The 21,941-nt window shown below is 72.0% G+C and carries 12 protein-coding genes; 4 read left to right on the top strand and 8 right to left on the bottom strand.

Features of this window, described 5'->3' with window-relative positions; genetic code table 11:
* Window positions 1-16: 16 nt before the first annotated feature.
* On the top strand, window positions 17-1,414 hold the full coding sequence (locus tag ACFP1Z_RS10455; RefSeq protein ID WP_390315733.1) for an MFS transporter: 1,398 nt from the start codon (window positions 17-19) through the stop codon (window positions 1,412-1,414).
* A 25-nt stretch (window positions 1,415-1,439) separates the two neighbouring features.
* On the opposite strand, the gene ACFP1Z_RS10460 is transcribed toward ACFP1Z_RS10455, so the two are convergent.
* Both ACFP1Z_RS10460 and ACFP1Z_RS10465 read right to left on the bottom strand, forming a co-directional pair.
* Window positions 1,440-1,697, bottom strand: coding sequence for a hypothetical protein (locus ACFP1Z_RS10460; RefSeq protein WP_390315734.1), 258 nt, complete (start codon window positions 1,695-1,697; stop codon window positions 1,440-1,442).
* A 95-nt stretch (window positions 1,698-1,792) separates the two neighbouring features.
* On the bottom strand, window positions 1,793-2,476 hold the full coding sequence (locus ACFP1Z_RS10465) for an NADPH-dependent F420 reductase (RefSeq protein ID WP_390315735.1): 684 nt from the start codon (window positions 2,474-2,476) through the stop codon (window positions 1,793-1,795).
* A gap of 78 nt (window positions 2,477-2,554) precedes the next feature.
* Between ACFP1Z_RS10465 and ACFP1Z_RS10470 the strand changes: the two genes are divergently transcribed.
* Window positions 2,555-3,928, top strand: coding sequence for a sugar porter family MFS transporter (locus tag ACFP1Z_RS10470; RefSeq protein ID WP_390315736.1), 1,374 nt, complete (start codon window positions 2,555-2,557; stop codon window positions 3,926-3,928).
* Window positions 3,929-4,064: 136 nt separating this feature from the next.
* Here the strand turns inward: ACFP1Z_RS10470 and ACFP1Z_RS10475 are convergent, their stop codons facing one another.
* The 6 genes from ACFP1Z_RS10475 to ACFP1Z_RS10500 form a co-directional block, all read right to left on the bottom strand.
* Window positions 4,065-5,564 carry a hypothetical protein gene (locus ACFP1Z_RS10475; protein WP_390315737.1) on the bottom strand — a complete coding sequence of 500 codons (1,500 nt, stop codon included), beginning with the start codon at window positions 5,562-5,564 and terminating at the stop codon, window positions 4,065-4,067.
* A complete protein-coding gene (locus ACFP1Z_RS10480; protein ID WP_390315738.1) occupies window positions 5,561-9,439 on the bottom strand; it encodes a hypothetical protein in 3,879 nt (1,292 codons plus the stop codon). Before ACFP1Z_RS10480 ends, ACFP1Z_RS10475 begins: the two co-directional genes overlap by 4 nt.
* Window positions 9,436-12,075, bottom strand: coding sequence for a hypothetical protein (locus tag ACFP1Z_RS10485; protein WP_390315739.1), 2,640 nt, complete (start codon window positions 12,073-12,075; stop codon window positions 9,436-9,438). Before ACFP1Z_RS10485 ends, ACFP1Z_RS10480 begins: the two co-directional genes overlap by 4 nt.
* A complete protein-coding gene (locus tag ACFP1Z_RS10490) occupies window positions 12,072-17,453 on the bottom strand; it encodes a DUF6603 domain-containing protein (protein WP_390315740.1) in 5,382 nt (1,793 codons plus the stop codon). Before ACFP1Z_RS10490 ends, ACFP1Z_RS10485 begins: the two co-directional genes overlap by 4 nt.
* 10 nt (window positions 17,454-17,463) lie before the next feature.
* On the bottom strand, window positions 17,464-18,672 hold the full coding sequence (locus ACFP1Z_RS10495; RefSeq protein ID WP_390315741.1) for a ComEC/Rec2 family competence protein: 1,209 nt from the start codon (window positions 18,670-18,672) through the stop codon (window positions 17,464-17,466).
* A 249-nt stretch (window positions 18,673-18,921) separates the two neighbouring features.
* Complete coding sequence (locus ACFP1Z_RS10500) at window positions 18,922-19,602, bottom strand: TetR/AcrR family transcriptional regulator (protein WP_390315743.1); 681 nt, start codon at window positions 19,600-19,602, stop codon at window positions 18,922-18,924.
* Between the two features lie 113 nt (window positions 19,603-19,715).
* Between ACFP1Z_RS10500 and ACFP1Z_RS10505 the strand changes: the two genes are divergently transcribed.
* Together ACFP1Z_RS10505 and ACFP1Z_RS10510 are read left to right on the top strand one after the other, a co-directional pair.
* Window positions 19,716-20,684: a serine/threonine dehydratase gene (locus ACFP1Z_RS10505; protein WP_390315745.1), complete on the top strand. Its 969-nt coding sequence runs from the start codon at window positions 19,716-19,718 to the stop codon at window positions 20,682-20,684.
* A gap of 125 nt (window positions 20,685-20,809) precedes the next feature.
* Complete coding sequence (locus ACFP1Z_RS10510) at window positions 20,810-21,880, top strand: iron-siderophore ABC transporter substrate-binding protein (protein ID WP_390315909.1); 1,071 nt, start codon at window positions 20,810-20,812, stop codon at window positions 21,878-21,880.
* Window positions 21,881-21,941 lie beyond the last annotated feature (61 nt).

A 21,941-nucleotide genomic window follows, 5' to 3' on the forward strand; every position in this document is an offset into this window, starting at 1 on the left:
AACACGAGGAATCCCGATGGTGCTCGTGATCCCCCTGATGCTGGCCCTGTTCATCGCGAACCTCGACTACACGATCGTGGCCACGGCCCTGCCCGCCATCGCCAGGGATCTCCACGCCGACACCGGCATCTCCTGGACCGCCACCGCCTATTTCCTCACCAGTTCGGTGACCACCCTCTTCTTCGGGAAGCTCGGCGACCTCTACGGCCGGAAGAAGATCCTCCAGTTCTCCGTGGCGGTCTTCCTGGTGGGTTCGCTGATCAGCGGCCTGGCCCGGACGCTGCCCGAGCTGTCCGTGTCCCGCGCACTGCAGGGTGTCGGCGGCGGAGGAATCACCTCACTGGTCATGGCCGTCACCGGTGATCTCGCCGCACCGCGCCAACGGGCCAAGCAGCAGGCGGCACTCGGCGCCGTCGCGGCCATCGCGCTCATCGCCGGTCCGCTGTGCGGGGGCGCGTTCGCGGACGGCCTGTCCTGGCGCTGGATCTTCTACGTCAACCTGCCGATCGGCCTCGCCGCTCTCCTCACCGTCGCCGTGAAACTGCGCCTTCCCGTCCCTCCACGCCACGGCTCCGTGGACTTCCCTGGCGCCGTGACCGCCACCGTTTTCACGACGGCCGTCGCTCTGCTCACCGCGTGGGGCGGCCACGACCACCCTTGGGCCTCGCCCGTCATCCTCGGTCTGGCCGCCCTCGCCGCCGCCTCCCTGACGGTCTACATCGTCGTCGAACGCAGGGCGGTCGATCCCATCACCCCGCTGCACCTGTTCCGTTCCGCCAACTTCAGCCTGGCGGCGGCCCAGTTCCTGCTCGCGTCGCTGGTACTGATCGCGGCCATGCTGTACGTGCCGATGTTCTTGCAGAACGTCCAGCGCAAGTCCGCCTTCGCCGCCGGGCTGTACGTCATCCCGCTGCTTCTCGGCCTGGTGGCCGCCGCCGCGCTCTCCGGCCTGCTGATCTCCCGCACCGGCCGCTACAAGCTGTACCCCGTCGTCGGCGCGGTCCTGGTCGCGGCCGCCATGGCGGTCCTCAGCCGCGCCGACCGGAACACCGGCCCGCTCGCCCTCGCCGTCCCGCTGGCTGTGGCGGGCATCGGCATCGGCTTCTTCGTGCAGGTGTGTCTGCTGGCAGGCCAGTACGCCGTGGGCCACGACCACATCGGCACGGCGACGGGCGTGCTGAACTTCTTCAGGGCCCTCGGCGACGCCTTCGGCGCGGCCCTCTTCGGAGCGGTCCTCGCCGCCGGCATGGGTTCCGCCCGGCCGCTGCCCGAGGCGGACGGTGCGCCGTTCCGGGCCGTCTTCGCCTGGACCATCCCCGTCATGGGGCTCGCTCTCGCGCTCGCCCTCGCGGTCAGGGAACAGCCCCTGCCCGACGGCCCGGAGACCGCCGAGACCAGCCCGGCGTCCGCCTGATCCGTCAAGTACGGCCCGTACGGCCCTACACCGGCGGCACCGTGTCCGCCCCCAGCACCGGCGTCTCGTCCTCGTGGTCCCCCGCGCAGCGGGTGGCGGCCTTGCAGTAGAAGCCGCGGCCCCGGCAGGCCCCGCACTCGTGGGCCGAGGTGGCCTCCACGCCACGCCGGTAGTGGCTCACGTACAGCGCCAGCGAGTGGTACTGCCCGTTGCCCCGGCAGCATTTGCACAAGTGGTGCGGGCCGGGGCACGGGGGCGGCGCGGGGCTGTCGTCCTCGGTCATGCTCGGGATGATGCTCCCGGGAGGGGACGGCGGCGGGGGCGTCCTCCGGGAATCCCCCGATCCGCGTACGGGGCCGCTCCCGGTCAACAGGGCGGTCAGCGCACCACCTTGATGTTGAACAGCGGTGTCCCCATCCGTCTCATCAGCGTGAACCACAGCCGGAAGTACATCTCCGTGCCGCGCGCCGCCGCGAGTTCGCCCAGGTCACTGATGTCGCGCCAGCCGAAGTCGCGCAGCAGCCCGCTGACCGTCGCCTTCGCGTCGGCGTCGTCCCCGGCGACGAACACCGTGTGGTCGCCGTCCCCGAGACGTGACGGAGCGGTCATGACGGCCGCGTTCATGGTGTTCAGCGACTTGACGACGCGCGCCTCGGGGAAGGCGCGCTGGATGCGTTCGGCGAGGCTGTCGGTCTCGACGGGGTCGATGCGCAGACCGTCGGTGAAGTCCAGCGGGTTGGCGACGTCCAGCAGGACCCTGCCGGCGAGGTTCGCGGCGCCCGTCAGCTCCAGGGCGTTGAGGGAGACGGCGCCCTGCGTCGCGTTGACGACCAGGTCGGCGTCGGCGGCCGCAGCGGAGAAGGCGACCAGCGGCAGGTCCGCGTGCCCGGCCTGCCACTCCGCGAAGGGCGGGGTGCCCATCGCGTCGGGGGTGGTACGGGCGAGGGTCGCGCCCGGGTCGCGGGTGCCGATGGTGACCGTGTGCCCGGCCGCCGCGCAGCCCGCGGCGAGGGTACGGCCGACGATGCCGGTGCCCAGCACCGCGACCTTCATTTGCCTCATCTTGCTCTCCTCACCCCTCCCCCACGTCGGTACTCTCCGCGCCACGGTACGTGCTCCGTGTCGTCGGGGAGGGGTTTGATGGCGCAGGTTCGGCTGGGCGGGGGTGTCCGTGCGCGCGGCGACGGGGAGAGGGTGCCCGCGCGCGTCCACCTCGTCGCCGTGCTCGGCGGGCTGTCCGGAATCCTGTACGGCTACGACTCCGGTGCGATCTCGGGTGCGCTGAAGCCGTTGAGCGAGCGCTTCGGGCTCGGTTCCACCGGTCAGGGCCTGGTGACGAGTCTGCTGCTGCTCGGCGCGCTGCCCGCGATCGTGGCCGGTTCGGTGGCCGCGCGGCGCTGGGACCGGCGGCATCTGCTGATCCTGGCCGGCGCGATCTTCGTGGTCGGGTCGGTGGGGTGCGGGCTGGCGGGGCTGGCGCCGAACGCCGCGGTGCTGATGGTGTCCCGGTTCGTGCTCGGCTTCGCGGTCGGTCTGGCGAACATGTTCGGGCTGATTCACTTGAGTGAGCTCGCGCCGAAACGGGTGCGGGGGCGGATCACCGCGCTGTATCAGCTGTCGGTCAACGTCGGGATTCTGCTGGCTTACACGGTGGGCGACGCGCTGTCGGGGGCGGGCGCCTGGGAGTGGATGCTGGGGCTGGGCGCGGTGCCGGCGCTCGTGTTCCTGGTGGGGATGGTGGCGAGTCCGCCGGGGCCCCGGTGGCTGATGCTGCGCGAGCGGGAGCGCGAGGCGGAGACGGTACTGCGCGGGCTCCGGGCCGATGCGACCGCCGCGGCGGCGGAGGTCGCGGAAATCCGGGCGAGTCTGGCCCAGCAGCCGCTGGGCTTGCGGGAGTTGCTGGTACGGAACCGGGCCGCGCTGCGGGTCGTGCTCACCCTGACCTTCTTCCAGGTCTTCACCGGGATCAACGCGGTCGTGTACTACGCGCCGGTCATTTTCGAGCGGGTCGCGGGTGGCGGTGACAAGGCGGAGGCCGGAACGCTGGCGAATTACGGGGTGGGGGCGGCGCTCGTCCTGTCGACGGCGGTGTCATTGCCGTTCGTGGAACGGCTGGGACGGGTGCGGCTGTTGACGCTCTCACTGGCCGCGCAGGCGCCGCCGATGGTGGTGCTGGCGGTGTTTCCGGATGTCACGGTGGTGGCGGTGGCGTGCGTTTTCGTCTACACGTTTGCGTTCGGGTTCGGGCTGGGGCCGGTGTTCTGGCTGTACTGCCCGGAGGTGCTGCCGTTGCGGGCGCGGGCGGTGGGGATGGGGGTGGTGACGTTCACGCAGTATCTGGCGAACTTTGTGTTCTCGCTGGCGTTTCCGGATGTGCTGCGGGGGATGGGGAGTTCGGTGTTCGGGGTGTTCGCGGGGTTGTCGGGGGTGGCGGCGTGGTGGGTGGTGCGGTTTGTTCCGGAGACGGCGGGGAGGTCGTTGGAGGAGATTGAGGGAGGGTGGAGGGGACGGTGAGCGGGTTCCCTCATGGCTTCCGGGCCCCGCGCCCCGGGCCGGGCTCAGCGGACCGTCCCTTACGGGACACACCGTGTGGGGCTGGGATGCTCGGGGAAGCGAGCTGCAGCCCCGAGCATCCCGGTGCGGAGTGTGATCAGGCGGAGGGAGCGTCCGCCGAGCCCGGCTGAGAGGCGTCGGCACCGCCGGCGGTCTCCTCGGCCTCGTCCAGCGCCTTGAGGGCTTGGCCGGTGGAGTCGCGCGACACCTGCCACTCGTCGGAATTCACACGGTTTCCAGGCTTCCACCTGAACACGCGGGCCCGGTCACCGTCGTAGTCGAAGTAGTTGTTGGCCGCGTAGAGCCAGCCCGGATATGTCGTGTTCTTCAAGCCGATCTTGTCGTCGTGGCAGATCGCGCCCTTTCCATTGCGCCGAATGTCACTCGACGCGGACAGCGTCGACGCGGAGACCGTGCTCTGAACCGAGAGACTTCCGGTGACCTGACCGTTGACCTGCATGTCCTCGCCCACGATGAGCTTGCTGGGCGTGTACACCGTGACGTTGTGGTAGAAGACCGATTCGCCGTCTGAGCCCGTCTTGAACGTCTTGTTGACCTGGACGTCCCCGTCTGCCGTGAGTTGCTGCGTGACCTTGAACGTCCCCTCGACCTCTGCATTCGCTGTGACCTTCAGTGCCCCCGCTGTGACCTTCTCCGTCACATCAACAGTCTTCTCAGCCGTCACCGCGCCCTTCGCAGTCAGCGCCCCGCCCACCGTCAGACTGGCCAGCGTCTGATCCGTGACGCACACCACCAGGTGATCCCACCGCGTCACAAACCCCCCGTCCGGCGTCGGCGTCACCGTCTTCAGCGCGAACGCGGTGTCCCGCAGCACCTTCCCCGCCGGAACCGGATACACGCTCCCGCCCGCGATCGACGGGTCCGTGACCCGCTCCCCGTCCATGTACAACTCGTGGTTGTCGCCCCGCACATGGTTCCACTCCAACCGGACCGGATCCCCGGCAGCGATCCGCGTCGCCGGCGGCCCGCCCTGCCGCGTGACCGCCACCAGCGCCCGCCCGATCCCCGGCGACGGGTCCGCCCCGCTCCGGAACGGGAACTTCGCGACCTCCAGCGTCCCCGTGTTCGGTACGTCCGGGATCGTGGAACCCGTCGTCGCCCACTCCTCGATCCCGATCCGGGAGACGCCCGTCTTGTTGCTGATCGCGATGTTCTTCAACGTGATGTACAGCCCGTCGACGGTGACCTCGCTCTCCCCTCCCCTCGGCTCCACGCTGAACCGCACCTTCGACGAGTCCCCGGTCGTGTCACCCGCCGCCGGGAACACCGCCGTCTCCGCCGTCGGCACGGCGACCAGCACATCGGGCTGCGGCCCGACGATCGTCCACCCGGATTCGGGCTCGACGTACGGCGCGATGCCCTCACCCGTCAGGGCCAGGTCCTGGGCGAGGGAGCCGACCGGCAGCACGATGGCGATGCGGCTGCAACGCACCGGCGTGCTGCCGCTGTTGGAGATGACGAGGTCGATGGCCCCGTAGGCGAGTTCGTCCTCGTTGCCGGGGCCGACCTTGGGCGGGCTGACGGTCAGCGGATTGGGGACGGTCGTCAGGGCGTAGCTGAGCACGCAGTCGCTCATCGGCGGTCTCCTTCGGTCTGGTCGGCCTGCTCATCGGCGTGGATCGGACGGAGCGTCAAGCGACCCGTGCGCAGGGTGGGGGCGGGGTGGGGGTGGTGGGCTTCGCCGTCGGAGGCGTACGTGGTGGCCGCGCTCCACGTGTCGGTCGTCTCGTTCTGCACCCAGGTCCACGTGCCGTACCGGTCGGACGGGCGGGGCAGGACGAGCGCGGTCGGCTGCTCCCCGGTTCGTACGCCCGCCGGGTCCGGTACGTACTCGCTCACCGGCAGCGGCCCCAGCCGGAAGGACACCGGGAGTTCGGCCAGCGGCGGTTCGACGAGCCGTGCGGGCAGCCGGACCTCGGCGGCCGGCAGGACGTCCGTGGTGGCGTGCACGGTGCCGCGCGGGTCGGCGATCAGCGTCAGGAACGCGGCGTTCCGGTTGTCGGGGTCACTGCCCGGTGGCCGGGCCGGGAGCGTCAGCGAGGCGCCGGTGCCGATCGGGTCGAAGTACTCCCGTGCCTCGTCGGGGAGTTCGGCCTCGCTCAGCACCGTGTGCAGGACGCGGTAGTCCGTGTCGCGGTGCTCGCCGTGGAAGTAGCCCACGAGCCCGTCCGTCAGCTCGTTGCGTTCGCCGAGGCGGACCGGCCAGCGGTAGCCGGGGTACGCGGGCGCTTCCGCTTCGCGCAGGTTCTTCCACGAGGGGTCTGCGTACGGCGGTCCGTCGAGGTCGATGTCGAAGCGTACGCGCATCAGCGCGAGCGGTCGGCCGACGAGCACGCTCGGGGTGTACGGGGGTGCGGCGTCCCCGATGGGAGCGGTGGTGGACAGGGTGCGGTCGATGACGGTGAGGAGGGAGCGCAGGGCGGCCGGGCCCCGGTCCGAGGCAACCAGCGCGTTCAGGAAGCCGTGCAGGATCGGGTAGTTGTCGTGCAGCTCGTCGATCGTGCGGTACTGCGAGTACGGCAGCGCGTGCCAGGTCACCTGCGGGATCCCGCTGGGCGGAAGGGTCGTACGGAGCTCACCGAGCGGGGCGCCGTCGGGCCCGTACGCGTACAGCGCGCGGTCGAGATAGCCGGGGACGAGCCAGGCCGATACCGGACTCGTGTCCGGGTCGCTCGCCGTGGTGAGCGGGTTGAGGTCGTCACGGGCGTCAAGGAGAGTGAAACCGGCCCGCGCGGGCTGGGTCAGACGCGGCGTGAGCTGGGTGAAGCGGTACCAGGTGGGCGGGTTGATGGTCCAGTGGCCCTCGCTCGGGTTCTGGGGGTCCTTCCAGGAGGGAGTGAGCTCCTCGGGCAGCTCGGGCGCGAAGCGGCGCGCGGGCACGCCGACGCCGATGACGTCACCGGGCTCGTTGCCGGGGGCGAACCGCAGGGCGATCGGGTCCGGGAAGATCGCGGGCAGCGCGTGTCCGAAGCGGTCGATGACCGCGAGCCGCGCGAAGGCGAACTGTCCGGCCCGCAGGGGCTGGTAGAGGCTGTCGTTCCAGCCGATGAACGGGCGCGGGAGGGCACCCGGGTTGGGCGGCAGGGTGCGGCCCGACGCTTCGGTGAGCGCGGTGCGCAGGTCGTCCGGCAGCTCGGAGTGGGGGTTGAGGGTCGCGGGGCCGGCGGCCCGTGCGGCGAGTTGTTCGGTGAAGCCGACGAGGGGCTGGGAGAACCAGTCGGCGTCGTCCTCGACCTGCCGGGCGAGTGCCCGCAGCGCGGCGGCTCCCGGTCCCGGGTGGGTACGGGCGTATTGCCGCAGCGCGGCGGCCGCCGTTTCCGAGGGTGTCGGGGTGAGGAACTGCCGGCCGCTGAGGCTGAGCGGGACGGAGTGGGCACCGGTGCCGAGCCAGTGGTAACTGGTGCCGTCGAAGGTCCAGTTGTCGCGGCCGACCTGGCTGCCGTCCGGGTCGCCCTGCCACTCGATGGGGAAGTAGTCGACCTTCCACTCGAAGAACAGGGGCTGCCAGGGCTGTCGCCACTGCGTGGTGTACTCCCCCGGTGTGCCGACGGCGTTGGCGTACGGGTCGCGCATGGCCTCGGCGAGCGCCGCCACGTCTCCGGAGTAGCCGGTGGCCGTCGCGAGCGTCCGGGCGTTGGACGAGGCCAGGTGGAACAGCTCGCGCAGCAGGGCCGGCAGAACGCCGGAAAGGCCCTCGGGGGACGGGAGATTCGGCGGCTCGGGGGTCTGCGCCTCGGTCGCCGAGACCGGATTCCCCGCGACCTTCACGCCGGTGACGAGCACGTCCGGCCAGCGGCAGTCGAGCGGCGGGTCCTCGTCCTCCTCGGAGTCGTCGTACGCGCCCGCGCGCACCGCGTACGGGTCGGCGTCGGTCGGGTGCTCGGGGTCGGGCGGGACAGGCCGGTCCTTGGTCCCCCGGATGACGACGACGGGGTCGTTGGGCCGGTGGTGGTCGGGCAGGACGGCGCGTTTGAGGACGACCTCGTCCTGCGGGAGGCCGTGGTCGCGCTGGTACTGGCCGATGGCGGCGGCGAGTTGCTCGGGGGTGTCGCCCCAGGGGATCGCGCGGCGCAGCAGCTCCACCCGGTCGCGCTGGTCCTTGGCCGCCTTGGTGGCGGTCCGTACGCGCTCGTCGAGATCCTTGCGGTATTTGCCGGCCGGCTCCCCCGGTGCGTCGGGCACCTTCGGCAGGTTCGCCGCCCACCACAGGTCGTACAGCCGGCGCTGCGTGGCGATGAGGTCCTGGACGGCGGCGTCGTGCGCGGCCTGGTCCTTGTTGAGCTGGGCGAGGGCCTGGGCGTACGCGGCGCGTACGGCCCGGGTGCGGCGGGGCCTGCGCTCCGGGGCGTCGGGTTTCTCGGCGTCCTCCAGCACCCAGGTGTATCCGCCGGGCTCGGGGGTGAACCACGAGGCGTGCAGGGCGCGTTCGGCCTGGAACTGGCCGTCGGGTTCTTCGAGCAGGTCGAGGACGCCGGAGTGTACGGCCGACAGCAGAGCGGCGAGCTCGGGCGGGGATCCGGCGCGCCGGGCCGCGTGCTCCTTGATGGCCTTGGTGGCGTGCTCGGTGTTGTTGCCGACGGCGACGGTGACGTAGTCGGGCCGGTCGGAGGCGGGCATGCCGCTGCCCCGGCGCTGCCACCGCACGTCGAGGGCGGTGCCGTGGCAGACCGTACGGGCGGTGTCGGGTGCCGTGCCCTTGGCCTTCCAGTTGAGCGCGGCCAGCCGCTCTGCGAGGTCCCCGGCCAGCGGGTCGGCGGCCGGGTCGCTGTACCAGCCGGTGACCAGGTAGTTCAGCTGGTAGGCGGTGTCGGGGTCGAGGTCGTCCGTGCGGTCGTGCACGGAGAACACGTCGGTGTTGTAGGGCTGGTAGGCGGCGAAGGTCGGCAGTCCGGGGCCGACGGCGGTCAGGAACAGCCCGCCGGGCGTGCCGGGTTCGCTCCACGCGCCGTCGGCGAGGGCGATACGGCGTCCGATGCGGGTGAGGCGGCCGTCCTTGTCCATGTAGGTGCTGGAGCCGAGGGCCGGGTCCAGGTAGTCGCTCTCGACGATCCAGCCGGTGTCGGTGCGGGTGCCGGCCACGGTGGCGACGGCCTGGCGGACGACGAGCCAGCGGTTGGGGACGAGCGGGAAGACGGGAACGCCGTCGCCTTCTTCGTCCACGCCGTGGGTGAGGGCTTGGGGCAACTGCCAGTGCAGGTAGACGCCTTCGCGTTCGGGGTCGGCGTTGAAGGCCGTGTCGGTGTTGGAGAACGCGGGCGGTTCCGGGGACAGGTTGAGCCGGGTCAGGGCGTAGTTGGCCTGCCAGCGCTGGAAGACCTCGGCGTAGCGGACGCGTTCGTTGACGGTGAGGGCTTCGATCTGCATCGGCACGACGAGCGGCTGGGGGCCCGATGCTGCGGAGGGTGGCGTCACGGCGCTGTTCTGCCCTTCCTTCGGATGGTCGGCGGTCATCGGGCCGTCGCGCGCTTGATGAGCTGGCGGCGGGGCGCGTTGACGAGCTGGACGGCGAGTCCGGCGGGGCCGAAGTCGGCCGCGGCCTGCTGGCCGAGTTCGGTGAGCCTCGTGGCGAGTTTCCGCAGCAGTCCGTCCGTGGCGGCGGGCCGCAGGTCGAGGACGGCGCGGCGGCCGCCGGGGTCGGGGCGCAGGTGGGCGTCGAGCCCGTCGGGGCCGGCGGGATGCGGGAAGGCCTCTCCGTCGATCTGCCGGGCCACGTCGGGCGTGTCCACACGCCGCAGGTAGATCGCCCTCTTCGCGTCGTCGATATCGATGCCGAAGGACAGCCCCTCGGGCGGTTCGGCCAGTTCGACCTCGTCGGGTACCTGCTCGAAGAGAACGAGGAGGACGTCCGGGCCGAGGGCGTCCTGCCGGAGTACGGCGATGGGTTGACGGTCGTCACCGTGGCCCCGGTACGGGCGGACGAGCAGCCCCGGGCACTCCCGCACGAGCGCGGAACGGATGATCACGCCCGCGCGGGGTGTGGGCCCCTCGTCATCGCCGCGTGCCCAGGGTGCGGCGATCCGGGCGAGGGCGGCGTCGCTCTCGCCGGTGATGGCGATGCCGGCCGCGCCGGAGACGAGCGCGGTGAGCCAGCCCGGGTCGACGTAGAAGACCCGCAGCGACTCGGCGGGCAGGGCGCGCTCGTCGGGGACGAGGTCGGTGAAGGGGAGGTTGTGCAGGAGCCGCAGCCGTCGCAGCCACTCGCTGATCGGGGCGGCGGCGTCGGCGAGTTGGGCGGCGAGAGCGGTACGGAGCGGGGCCGGGGGGTCGGCGAGCAGTGCGGCGGTCCGCGCGGCCCGCCCGGCCCCGCGCCGCCCGGCGACGGGGGTGCGGTGGAAGGGCTCGGGAGGGGGCGCGTGCCGGGTCTCGGCGGGGTGCGTGCCGGCGCGCAGGAGACGGGCGGCGGCCCCGTTGGCGGCGAACTCTTCGAGGAGGGTGCCGAAGGGGCGGGGGGAGAGGGCTCGGAGGGCGCGCGGATCGTCTTGCGGGACGGGCGCGTTGGGGCCGGGCGCGGCATCCGGTCCCATGCCCGGGGCCCCGGCCGACGCGGAGGCGTCCCGCACCGGCGTGGCCGGTGAGCCCGTGTCGCCCGCGGCCGGGCGGGCCGCCGCGTCACCGCCCGAAGCCCCAGGCCTGCCGGACGACGCATCCGGGGCCGGCGAGGCCCCCCGCGCGGTCGGCTGCCCTGTCGCGTCGCCGCCCGGTCCCCCGGGCGTGCCCGGCTGCGGTCCGGCCGGCCCAGACGCACGCGGGCCCCCCGCGCCCGTACCGCCGGGGCCCGGCACGTCCAGCCCCGCCGCCGCCAGCCGCTGCGCCAGCATCGCCGCCCGGGTGCGGGCCTTCGCGTGCCACGCCGTCAGCATCGCCGCGAAGTCCGCGTCCGCGAGGGCCAGGGCGCGGCCCAGGGTCCAGGCCGCGCCCCAGCCCGCGTCGAACAGGCCCCACGCCTTCTCGTACGCCATCAGCTGCGCGGCGCTCGTCCAGCCGGCGGCGGGCGGTGTCGGCAGCGGCTGCGCGGGCTCGGCCGTGAGCGGGCCCCGGTACCACGCGTAGCTGCGCTCGCCGGTCTCCAGGCCGTGGGCCAGCGGCACCCGGCCCGAGACCAGCCGGGCGCGGGCCGTGGTGTACGCGTCGGGATCGCTGCCCGTCGGCGGCGCGGCCGGTGGCGTGGGGACGCGCAGCAGCAGTTCGCGTTCCTTGCGGTCCGCGTCGAAGAGGAAGTGCCGTACCCGGCCCGGGAAGCCGCCGCCGGGTGCCGGGTTGCTGGTGAAGGACCAACTGCGCAGCGCGGCGAGGCGGATGCGCACGTCGGCGGTCAGCCGCCCGGCGTCGGCGTCGGCGAGGATGGAGCGGCAGCCCTCCAGGGCGACGAGGTGCGCGGCGTAGCGGACCTCGCGCTCGCGGTCGGGCAGCCGGTTGGCGAGGACGACCGCGTAGGCGCCCTCGGCGAGCTGTTCGCCGCGCAGCCCGGTGTCCGTGTGTACGTCGCGGACGTGGATCAGGTGCCGCAGCTCGTCGGTGCGGGGCGCGACCGTGGCGAAGACGTCGCCGGGGATCTCGACGGTGTGGCAGATCGCGGTCGGGTCGCCCTCGATCTGGGAGGGGTCGATGCAGGGGTGGCGTGCGCCGTCGGCGGTGACGAGCTGTTCCGCCGTCATGGGCACGGTCAGGGCCACGGCCTCGGGGTCGCCGGGCAGCTCGCCCTCCGCGAACAACAGCAGGGCCAGCCACGGCTCTTCGGGTGCTTCGGCGAGGGCGGCGCCGGACTCGTCCAGGCGGCGCATCCAGGGCAGGAGCGGGTCGGGGAGGGTGAGGTGGGCGAGGGTCGTGGAGTAGTCGGAGCGGGCCTCGGGTGCCGGGTTGACCGCGTGCACCTGTTCGTCGGCGAGCGCGAACTGGGGGGCGCGGACCTCGAACTCCGTATCCGGGAGGGGCACGAGGTAGTCATCGGCGCCTTCCACGCCAGGAAGGGTCTGCGTGGCCCCCACAAGGTAGCGCCCCGCGTTGATCGCGGGTTCGCGGTTGTCCTGGAAGCGCAGGACGAAGCTGGGGTCGGTGGCCGGTGCGGGGGCGCGGCGCTGGTCCGTCATCGGGCGGCCCCTTCCGAGGCGGTGGCGGCGAACACGGTGTAGAGGGCGGCGGAGGCCCGGGTGCCGGGCGGCAGTTGCCAGTGCCCGGCGGCGACCGGCTCGTTGTCGTGGATCTCGACGACGGAGACGGTCGCGTCGTCGCAGGCGACGAACGCGCGGGCGGCGTCGGGTGCGAAGGTGACGGACAACGGCGCGGCGTCGAGGGAGAGTTCACCCAGGAGGCTGCCGCCGCTGACGACGGAGACGGCGGACGCGTGCAGGACCCAGGCGCGGTCGGCGGGGTCGAGGGCGAGGGAGCGGGGTTCGGCGCCGATGGGTACGTAGGATTCCGCGATGGTGTCGTTCGTGGAGCCGCGCCGCTCGTACAGGGTCACCACCTCGCCTCCGTCCCCGGCCCCGCGCAGCATCACGCCGCGCCGGGCCTTGTTGGTGAGCAGCGCCAGTCCCCTGCCACGGCCGGGGAAGTTGTACGGCTGGTACCAGTCACCGGGCGTGGGCACGGTGACCAGCTGCACCTGTCCGTTGCTGGCCTCGGCCCCGTAGACGTACACCCGGCCCGGTTCCCCCGGGGTGACGAACGTGGGCGTCGCCGGCCCGAAGACCACGCCGAGTTTGCTGCCCGTCGAGGTGTCGTACGTGACGGTTTTGCTGCCGTCGTTGGCGTTGACGTACAGGCGCCCCGCTTCGACGTCGACGGCGATGCCGCCGAAGGCCTGCACGTCCTGCCGGTCGACGTCCGTGCGGACGGGCTCGGTACCACCGGCGAGATCGACGGACGCGGCCGCGATGTACGCCGGACGGGCCACGACCGCCCGGGAGTTGTCGCGGGTGACCGCGAGCACCGTCGGCGGCCCGGCGAGCTGGATTCCGGTGCGTGGCGGCCGCACCTGCTGGGCCACGACGTCGATGACCGCGAGCTGCTTCGGGTCCGTACCGATCGCGTAGAGCGTCGCCCCGTCCGACGAGGTCGCCGCCAGGTAAGGCCCCGGCTGTCCGACCGGTACCCGTCCGACGACGGCCTTCGTGTCCGGGTCGACGGACAGGATGCTCCCCGTGGTGTCGTCGAGTACGAGGACGACGGGGCCGGGTGCCGGCGGCACGGGGTCTTCCGTGAGCAGCAGCGGGTCCGCGTCGAGTCCGGCGGTACGGGCCTGCTCGGCGTAGTCGGCGACCGTGCCGTTGGGCAACGGGATGTCGGGGCAGAGGCCGGCGAGGACGCCGTGCATGCGGGTTCGGGCCGAGCCCGCGGCCAGGTTGGCGATCTGCCCGGCGATGACGCCCACGCCCGCGCCGAGCGGTTCGGCGAGCTCGACGGGCGAGCCGGTGGGGCCGGCGTCCGGGTCGAGCGGGAGCGTGGCGTCGGGGTCGAGCGTCTCCCAGGCGAGGTCGCGTTCGGCGATGGGGCCGAGGTCCTGGCCGTTGACCTTGGGGGCGGGGACGGTGACGCGCAGGCCGGTGAGGTGGTCGAGCAGCGGGTCCTGTTCGATGGTCTTGTCCTGGGGGACGTCGGGGTCGCCCCACAGCGCGAAGGGCACGTTGCCGTGCTCGGCCTTGATCTGCCACTTGTCGTCGTTGGGCAGGGACTGCCAGGAAGCGGCCTGCCGGCGGCGGGTGTCGCTGTACTTGACGGTGACGTGGAGCAGTCCGTCGATGTCCTTCTTCTTCATCGGCCGGATGTCGACGGTGCTCCCGCCCTCCGGGGCACGGTCGTTGAACTGCGTCTGTGCCGTGGGCACGACGGTGGAGACCGCGAAGGAGAATCCCGCCGGGTCGGCGAGCCAAGGTTCCTCACCGGCCTTGATGCGGGCGGCCCGCAGCGCCGGGTCGGCGTCGGGGTCGGTGAGGAGTCCGGTGAGCGGGTGGGCGGTGAGCGGGGCCTCGGGCGGCAGGAGTTGCTTACGGAACTCGCCCCAGGTCATCGCGCGCGGGTCGGACAGTGAGGCACCGAACTTGACGGTGACCTTGATGAAGACGAACTTCGCGGTGACCGTGCCGCCGGTGGGCGGCCCCCACAGGTCGAGGGAGGCGCCGATCTCGCCGCTGACGGTGAACAGCAGCTTGACGCGGGCGCCGACGCGGACGGAGATCCCGACGCGGAAGTGCAGGGGCGCCCACTGGATGAGCAGGTTGGCCTGCGCGGTCAGCCAGGCCTCGACGTTTCCGGCCTTGTAGCGTACGTCCAGCGAACCGCCGGCCATCACGGCGTTCGGGGTGAGCGCGAAGTAGGCGCCGCCGCTGACGGTGACGGCCGAGCCGACGGACCAGGTGAAACCGAGGCGGGGGACGACCGGGTAGTGCGCCGGGACCGGCTTGTACATGGGGTGGTAGCCGCCGACGGTCAGGACGAAGTCCCCGGCGTGAGCGCTGGGCCCGAACCAGGAGTAGAAGGCGAAGCCTCCGGTGAGGACGCAGGACGGGTCGATGACGTAGGAGTCCACGAGCTGGGCGGTGGCGGCGAGTTCACCGCGCGCGGACTGGTAGACGACGCGCAGGTCGACGCCGATGCGCGCGTACTTCGTCTCGCCCTTCTGCGGGAAGCTCGCGCTGGCGCGGCCGATGAGCGCGAGGGTGAGGGAGCTGCCGACTTCGAGGAGCAGCAGGACGCGTGCCTGGATGAACTCGAAGGAGGTGAAGTCGATGCCGCCGGCGAGCCAGATCTGCCCTTCGGCGGGGCTGACCCAGGGGTTGGCTCCGCCGGTGAGCAGGGGCAGCGTCTGGAGCGGGTCGTCGGGCAGACCGCCGTCCAGACCCGACACCAGCGGGAATTCGGCGATCTCCGTCTGCTCGGGGACGCGGACACTGCTGTTGTAGCCGAAGCCGAGGGCGAATCCGGTGACGCGGAACGGCGGCGGTCCGCCGAACGCCCCGGTGAGCCGGCCGAAGGCGAAGAACGACGTCATGCCGTCGCCGCGCCGCTGGTACGCGCCGAGCGCGAGCGCCCCGAACTTCGGCATCTCGACGACGAGCATGCCTTCGACGAGGACCTTGTAATCCTCGGGCGGGGGCTGCCGGTTGACGAGTGCGCCCGCGATGTGCAGCGGGTTGCGGCGCAGGTCGAGGGCGAGCCCCTGGAGGCGGGGTTCGGCGCTCATGGTGTCGAGGTCGAGGGCGATCCCGAGGCCGATGACGCCCAGGGTGAACCCGGCAGCGCCCATGCTGGCGTCGAACATCACCAGCACCTTGCCGGAGTCGAAGCCGGCGCCGATGCGTTGCAGGTGCAGGGGGCCGAAGGAGCGGCCGATGTCGACCCAGGCGGCGGACTCCGGGGCGCCGCCGCCGGCGTCCCGTACCGCGAGCTGTTGCTGTCCTCCGCCGCCGAAGGAGACGGCCAGCGGGTCCTGAGCCTCGCCCGCGATCTCGTACGGGAGGGTGAGTACCACGCCCTTGGGCAGTCCCGTCCCGGAGTCGGGCAGCTTGCCGCCGGTCCAGCCGGTGGCGTCGAGGTCGGCGTTGACCTGCTGGACCTGGGCGGTGGTCAACACGTTGCTGGTGGCCAGGAATTGGATGCCGGTGACGCCGACGTCCACGCTCGGCGGGATCTGGTCGCCGACGAGCGGGAGCTGGGACAGTTTGGTGGGCCTGAGGTCGGAGATGTTCGCGGCGACAAGCAGCACGAGGGCGCGCGGGGTGCCGGGCACGGAGGCGACGACGATGCCGCCGCCGGCCTCGGTGGTGGCGGACAGCAGCAGCCGCCCGGCTGTCGTGTCGTAGCGGAGGCCGACGGAGGTGAGGGTGGGCAGGAGCCCGGCGGGGACTCCGGCGGGGATGGACAGCCCGACGGCTCCGGCGAGTTCGCGGGAGGTGATGCCGGGGGTGCCGGTCCAGCGGGCGGTGAGGGTACGGCCGGTGGGGTCGCCGGTGTAGTCGACAGCGAACTCCAGGACGCGTTCGGTCTCGTCGGCGAGGGGGACGGTCAGCCGCAGGATCCCGGAGACCTGGGTCTGGCCGGTGGTGCGGTCGGCGACGACAGTCACGGTGAGGGAGACGGGGGTCTCGTCGACGGTGAGGGTGGTGGTGCAGGCGAAGGTGAAGTGGCCGTGGGTGTCGAAGGCGACGGAGAGTTCTTCGATGGTCAGGTCGGCGAGCTGTGGAGGCACGGTGATGCCCAAGCGGCCCATGATGACGGCCGGTTGCAGGCCGACCGCGTGCGCGGTGAAGGCCCACCCGTCGGTGGAGGACCACGTCCCGGCGACGTCCAGGACACCTTCGTCGAGCTGCCAGCGCGCGGCGAGCCCGGCGAGGGTGACCCCGGCCTGGTGCGAGACGGTGAGGACGACCTGGCTGAGCTCGATGCCGGGGACGGGCTGCCAGACCTCGGTGAGAGCGAGGTCGAGTCCGTAGCCGCGGTTCCCGGCGTCGGAGGCGAGTTCGGCCCAGAGGGTGAGTTCGCTGACGGTGAGGGTGGTGGGGAGGGGGATGCCGGGGAAGCGGTCGTGGAGGAGTTGGCCGGCGTTGACGGGGGCGCTGAGGGTGCCGGTCACGGCACGGTCGGGGAGGCGGATCTCGACGTCGACGCCGATGTCGTCGGCGAGTTGGACGTGGCCGCCGAGGGTGGCCCGGAGCCGGGGGCCGGCAAAGGGACGCTGCACGGCGAAGTCGGCGTACAGGCCGCCGACCGTGAGCCCGTCCAGGGGTTCCCAGGAGCGTCCCAGGTCGACGCTCAGCCAAAGCGACAGCAGGCCGTCCGCGTCGCCCTTCTGCGCGGAGCCGTTGCCGGCGGCGTAGGCGATCGCGAGCCCGGTCAGGGCCAGGCCGCTGCCCGGCGCGAGGTCCGGTGGCAGGTCGAAGCCGCCCGTGCCGACTGCCGCGAAGGACCCCAGCTCGTCCAGCGAGGTGAGCGGTACGGGCGCGAAGCGCGCTCCGAGCCGCCAGATGGTGCCCGCCTTCGGCGGATATCCCCACACGTACGGCTTGAGGGCGGCTTGCGCGTCGGGGAAGTCGAGTTCGGCCCCCACTCCGGCCAGGGCCTCGGACTCGTCGTTCGGCGCGGGTTCGACGCCGATTACCAGGTGGAGCGTGCCGAGGCCGAAGCGCTCCACCGGGACCAGCGCGTCCCGCAGTTCTTTGGGCAGGTCATGGGCCCCCGGTGGCAGGGCGGCGTCGATCCGTACGCCGACGACGGTGGTCCCGGTGTCGTCGGCGAGGAACTGTACGGTCGCATGGGTGTCCGTGCCGCTCGCCAGCGCGACCGTGCCGGCGGCGGTGAGCCGGACGATGTCGATGTCGGCCTCGCGTACGTGCAGTACGCCGTCGGCCAGGTACTCGGTGAACAGCCCGGCGGCGGGTTCGAGTTCGAGGAATTCCGGTGGGACGGTGAGCTCCCGCTGCTCCTTCGCGGCCTGAAGGGTCGCGCGCAGCGTCTCGACGGACAGCGCCATCGCAGGTCTCCTACTCGTACCAGAGGTCGTAAGTGCCGGCGCCCGCACGGTCGATCCACAGGTGCCAGTCGACCCCGGTCCACTCGCCGCCGGTGGCGGGGGCCGGTTCCCCGGCGAAGGTGCTGAAGATGCCGCGCCCGCTGGCGTCGTGGAAGCGGAACGGCCAGGGCAGCGCGTTGGGGGGCACGTCGTCCTGGTAGCCGTAGCCCCACTGCTTCCGGCCGGTGACCTTGGGTGCGGGGATGCCCTGAGCGGTGCGCACGGCCTCCCACTCGACGAGCATGCGCCGGTTGACGTTGCTCTCGGTGCAGGTGGCGGACTTGCCGCCGAAGGCCAGGGGGCCGGTGCTGATGAACAGGCCGTCGGGGGTGGTGTGCTCCAGCCACTTCTTGGAGGTCGAGGTCTTGCTGCCGTGGTGGCCGACCTTGAGCCAGAGGTTTTTCTCGCGGCGGCACCAGCGGTCCGGGTACGTGGGGTTGTCGTCGATGTCGATGAGTACCTCCTCGTTGTCCTGGAGGGCGTCGGCCATCAACAGCACCTTCTGCCGCAGTCCCTTGCTGTCACGCACACCGACCAGGGCGAACACGAGGCTGCTCAGGTTGGCGATCGTTTCCTTGGGGGCGCTCTGGTAGTTGGCGGCGTTGGGGCCGGAGAGCAGGAACGCGCCGCCGTCGAGCAGATAGAGGTTCGGGGCCGCCGGATCCTCGGGGAAGAGGGGTTCCGGGTCCGGCTGGCTCGGCTTCACCTGGGGGGCGTTGACGACACGGTGGCCGCCGGCGCTGGTCAGCGAGGCCCAGTTGGTGAGCAGGGTCTCCATGAACGGGTCTTTCTTCTGCCCTTCCTTGTAGTCGAGCGGCATCAGCGCGTACCAGACGTTGTTCAGCGTGTAGCGCAGTTTCCTGGTGATGGGGTCGATCAGCACGTCCTTCAGCAGGTTGAAGTGGTCCTGGTCGGGGTGGCTGATCAGCACGTAGTCCAGAACCCCGGGGGTCTCCAGGTTCTGGAGGTAGTCGTCGATCTTCTGTTTGAGGTGCGCGACCATGCGGTCCTTGGCCGTGCCCGTCGGCAGCGCGCCGGCCGCCGGCCGGGGGGCGACCGCCTTGGTCGAACCGCAGTCCAGCAGCACTGCCGCGTGCGCCTTGGCCGCCCCTGGACGGAAAAAGGTCATCAGGGTGCAGTCACCCTGCCCCACATTGAAGAACACCACCTTGACCGGCATGTCGTCATCCCCTCGATGGCGTCGGTCCGTCACGGACCGCGCATCGCCGGACGACAGTCCGCAATCGCGCGGCCCCCGGGCCATCCCACCGCACACGGGAGGACTTACCGCCAAGAACCTCCACTAATGGCGCGTTCTGGAGCACATCTGGCTTGATGCCCGCCGACCGGGCCTTGCACAGTTCCGACGTGTCATCAACTACCGTGCGCGGCAAGCGGATTGCAAGAGCACACCCGGCAACCGCCACCCTCAGCGACCGGAACCGGCCCCGCCGCCGACCCCGGCGCCGGCCTCGCCCCCCGCCGCCCGGACGAGCTCCCGCAGCGCCCCGTAGAACACCTCGTGGTCGACGACGGCGTCCAGGATCACGTCCTGATGCGCCGTCAGCACGGGGAACTCCTCGGCGTCCAGCCCGGCAAGGGCGACCCGGCTCGCCGTCACCGCCGCCTTCGGGTCGGCGTGGTCCACGAACGACGCGTGACCGAGCGTCGCCAGATACATGCCGCGGTAGACGGCGATGGCCCGCCGCGGGCTCATCCCGGCGGCCAGGTTGTCCGCGAGCTGTGGTTCCACGAGGCGGGCGAGGATGTGCCGGCCGAGCCAGGGGCGGTTGCCGCGCAGGGCCATCAGCCCGGGGTGTGCGGTGAGTACCCGGTACAGCGCGGTGAAGCGGGCCTCCGTGGCGGCTGCCCAGTCCATGCTCCCGGCAGGGATGTCCGGGAGCCGGGAAGCGAGGTGGTCGGCGCACAGGTTGAGCAGTCCGGCGGAGTCGGTGACGCGGCGTTGCAGCGTGGCGTGCGGGACGCCGAGCCGGGCGGCGACCGCGCGGAAGGTGACGGCCGCCGGGCCCTGTTCGTCGGCGAGGGCGATGGCGGCCTCGGCGATCCGCTCGGGGGTGGCGCGGTCCGCTGCCGGGGACTTCCTGCTCATACGAGACAGTGTACGATACAGCGTATCGATACGCTGTATCGCGGGGGTGCCGCAGCGCGTCGCGCCAGTGCCGCCCGGCGCCCCCGTACCGCTCTCCAGGGACAGGAGCACCCGTGCACGACGAGACCGTCCAGCCCCTCGCCTACGGCGACGTCCAGACCGCCGCACTCCGTATCGCGGGCCGCGTACGCCCCCTGGCCGTAGCCTCCGCCGACCCCATCGGCAACGGCGCCCGCGTCCGGCTCGCCCTCGAATTCCTCCAGCACACCGGCACGTTCAAGGCGCGCGGCGCCCAGAACTTCCTCCAAGCCCACCGTGAGGCAGGCAGCCTCCCCTCGGCAGGGGTGACGATCGCCTCCGGCGGCAACGCGGGGCTCGCGTGCGCGTGGGCGGCCCGGCAGCAGGGGGTGCCCGCGACCGTGTTCCTGCCGGAGACCGCTCCGCCGGTCAAGGTCGCCAAGCTGCGCGCGTACGGCGCGGACGTACGCCTGGTCGGCTCCGCGTACAGCGAAGCGGCCCGCGCCTGCGAGGAGTTCGCGGCCCGCAGCGGCGCGCTGCCCTCGCACGCCTACGACCACCCGTTGATCGCGGCGGGGGCCGGCACCCTGGTCGACGAACTCCTCGCGCGGGTCCCGGACCTCGACACGGTGGTCGTCGCGGTCGGCGGCGGGGGGCTGTTCGCGGGAGTCGCCACGGCCGCGCACCACCACGGTGTGCGCGTGGTCGCGGTCGAGCCGGAGGGCTGTCCGACGCTGCACGCCGCGCTCGCGGCGGGCGAGGTCGTCGACGTCGCGGTCGACTCGGTCGCCTCCGACTCGCTGGGCGCGCGGCGGATTTCGCCGCTGGCGCTGCACGCGGCCCGGAAGGGGAAGGTGAGTTCCCTGCTCGTTCCCGACACCGCCATCGTGCGGGCGCGGCAAGCACTGTGGGACGAGTACCGCGTCGCCGTCGAGCACGGCACGGCCACGGCCTTCGCCGCGCTGTCCGGCCCGTACGCGCCCGGGCCCGGGGAGTCGGTCGCGGTGGTGCTGTGCGGGGCGAACACGGATCCCTCGGATCTTGTGGCAGGTTCCGCCCGATAGCCCTGATAGGCCAGATAGGCCAGATAGGCCAGATAGGCCTGCATAGCCCTGATAACCCCCGTTTCGCTACACTCCCGGCACACCCACTAAGGTAAGGCTTACCTTTGTGAGTGATCGGAGTCGTTGTGCGTGCGTTGGGCTTGAAGGCCGTCCTGGCCGTGACCGTCGTCGGTGGCCTGCTGGCCGGATGCTCGTCCGGGACGGGAGGCGACAGCGGCACCAGCGGCACCGCGAAGAGCGAACGCCCCGCCACCGGCTCCAAGAACCGCGTGGCGGGCGCCTCCGAGGGCCCGACGTCCGCGCCGGCCGCCCTCGCCGACGGGATGGGTTCCGACACCGCGCAGGACGGGCGGTTCCCGCGCACCGTCACCCACTACCGGGGCAAGACGAAGCTCGACGCCGCGCCGCAGCGGATCGCCGTGCTCAGCACCGGCCAGCTGGACGACCTGCTGTCGCTCGGCGTCGTCCCCACCGTCTCCACCCGCGCCCAGAACGCCGGGCTCGTCCCCGACTATCTGCGCGACGCCTTCCCGCAGTACAAGGACCAGCTCGGCGCGATGACTGACGCCGGCACGCGCACCGCGCCCAACCTGGAGTCCCTGGCCGCCGCCAAGCCGGACCTGATCCTCGCCAACGACACACTCGGCGAGCTCTACCCGAAGCTGTCGCAGATCGCGCCCACCGTCGTCACCAAGGGCCAGGGCATCAACTGGAAGCGGGACCTGCTCATGGTCGGCGCCGCCGTCGGCAAGGGCGAGCAGGCGCAGAAGCTTCTCGACGACATCACGGGTGACGCCGTGGCACGCGGCAAGAAGCTCGCGGGCGCGGGGACGGTGTCCATGGTGCGCTTCACGCCCGACCGTACGCGGATGTTCGGGGTCTCGTCGTTCACCGGGTCCATCGCCGCCGACATGGGGCTCGCACGCCCCAAGTCTCAGCAGTTCACGGCGATTTCGCAGGACATCGGGGCAGAGAGCATCGATGTCGCCGACGGCGACTGGATCTTCTACTCGGTGCAGGGCAAGGAGGAGAAGACCAAGGCCGGCAGCGTGCTCGCGGGGCCGCTGTGGCAGTCGATGAAGGCGGTCAAGGCCGGGCACGCAGTGCGGGTGGACGACGATCCGTGGTACCTCAACGCGGGGCCGGCGGCGGCGCGTCTGGTGATCGGCGAGCTCTCCGAGAAGCTCAGCAAGTGACGGACCGGAGAACACCGTTCCGCGACCCGGGGGCTGTGGCGCCCCGCGCCGCCGGGAGAGT

The sequence above is a fragment of the Streptomyces gamaensis genome (assembly GCF_042656465.1).
GTDB classification, from domain to species: Bacteria; Actinomycetota; Actinomycetes; order Streptomycetales; family Streptomycetaceae; genus Streptomyces; species Streptomyces gamaensis.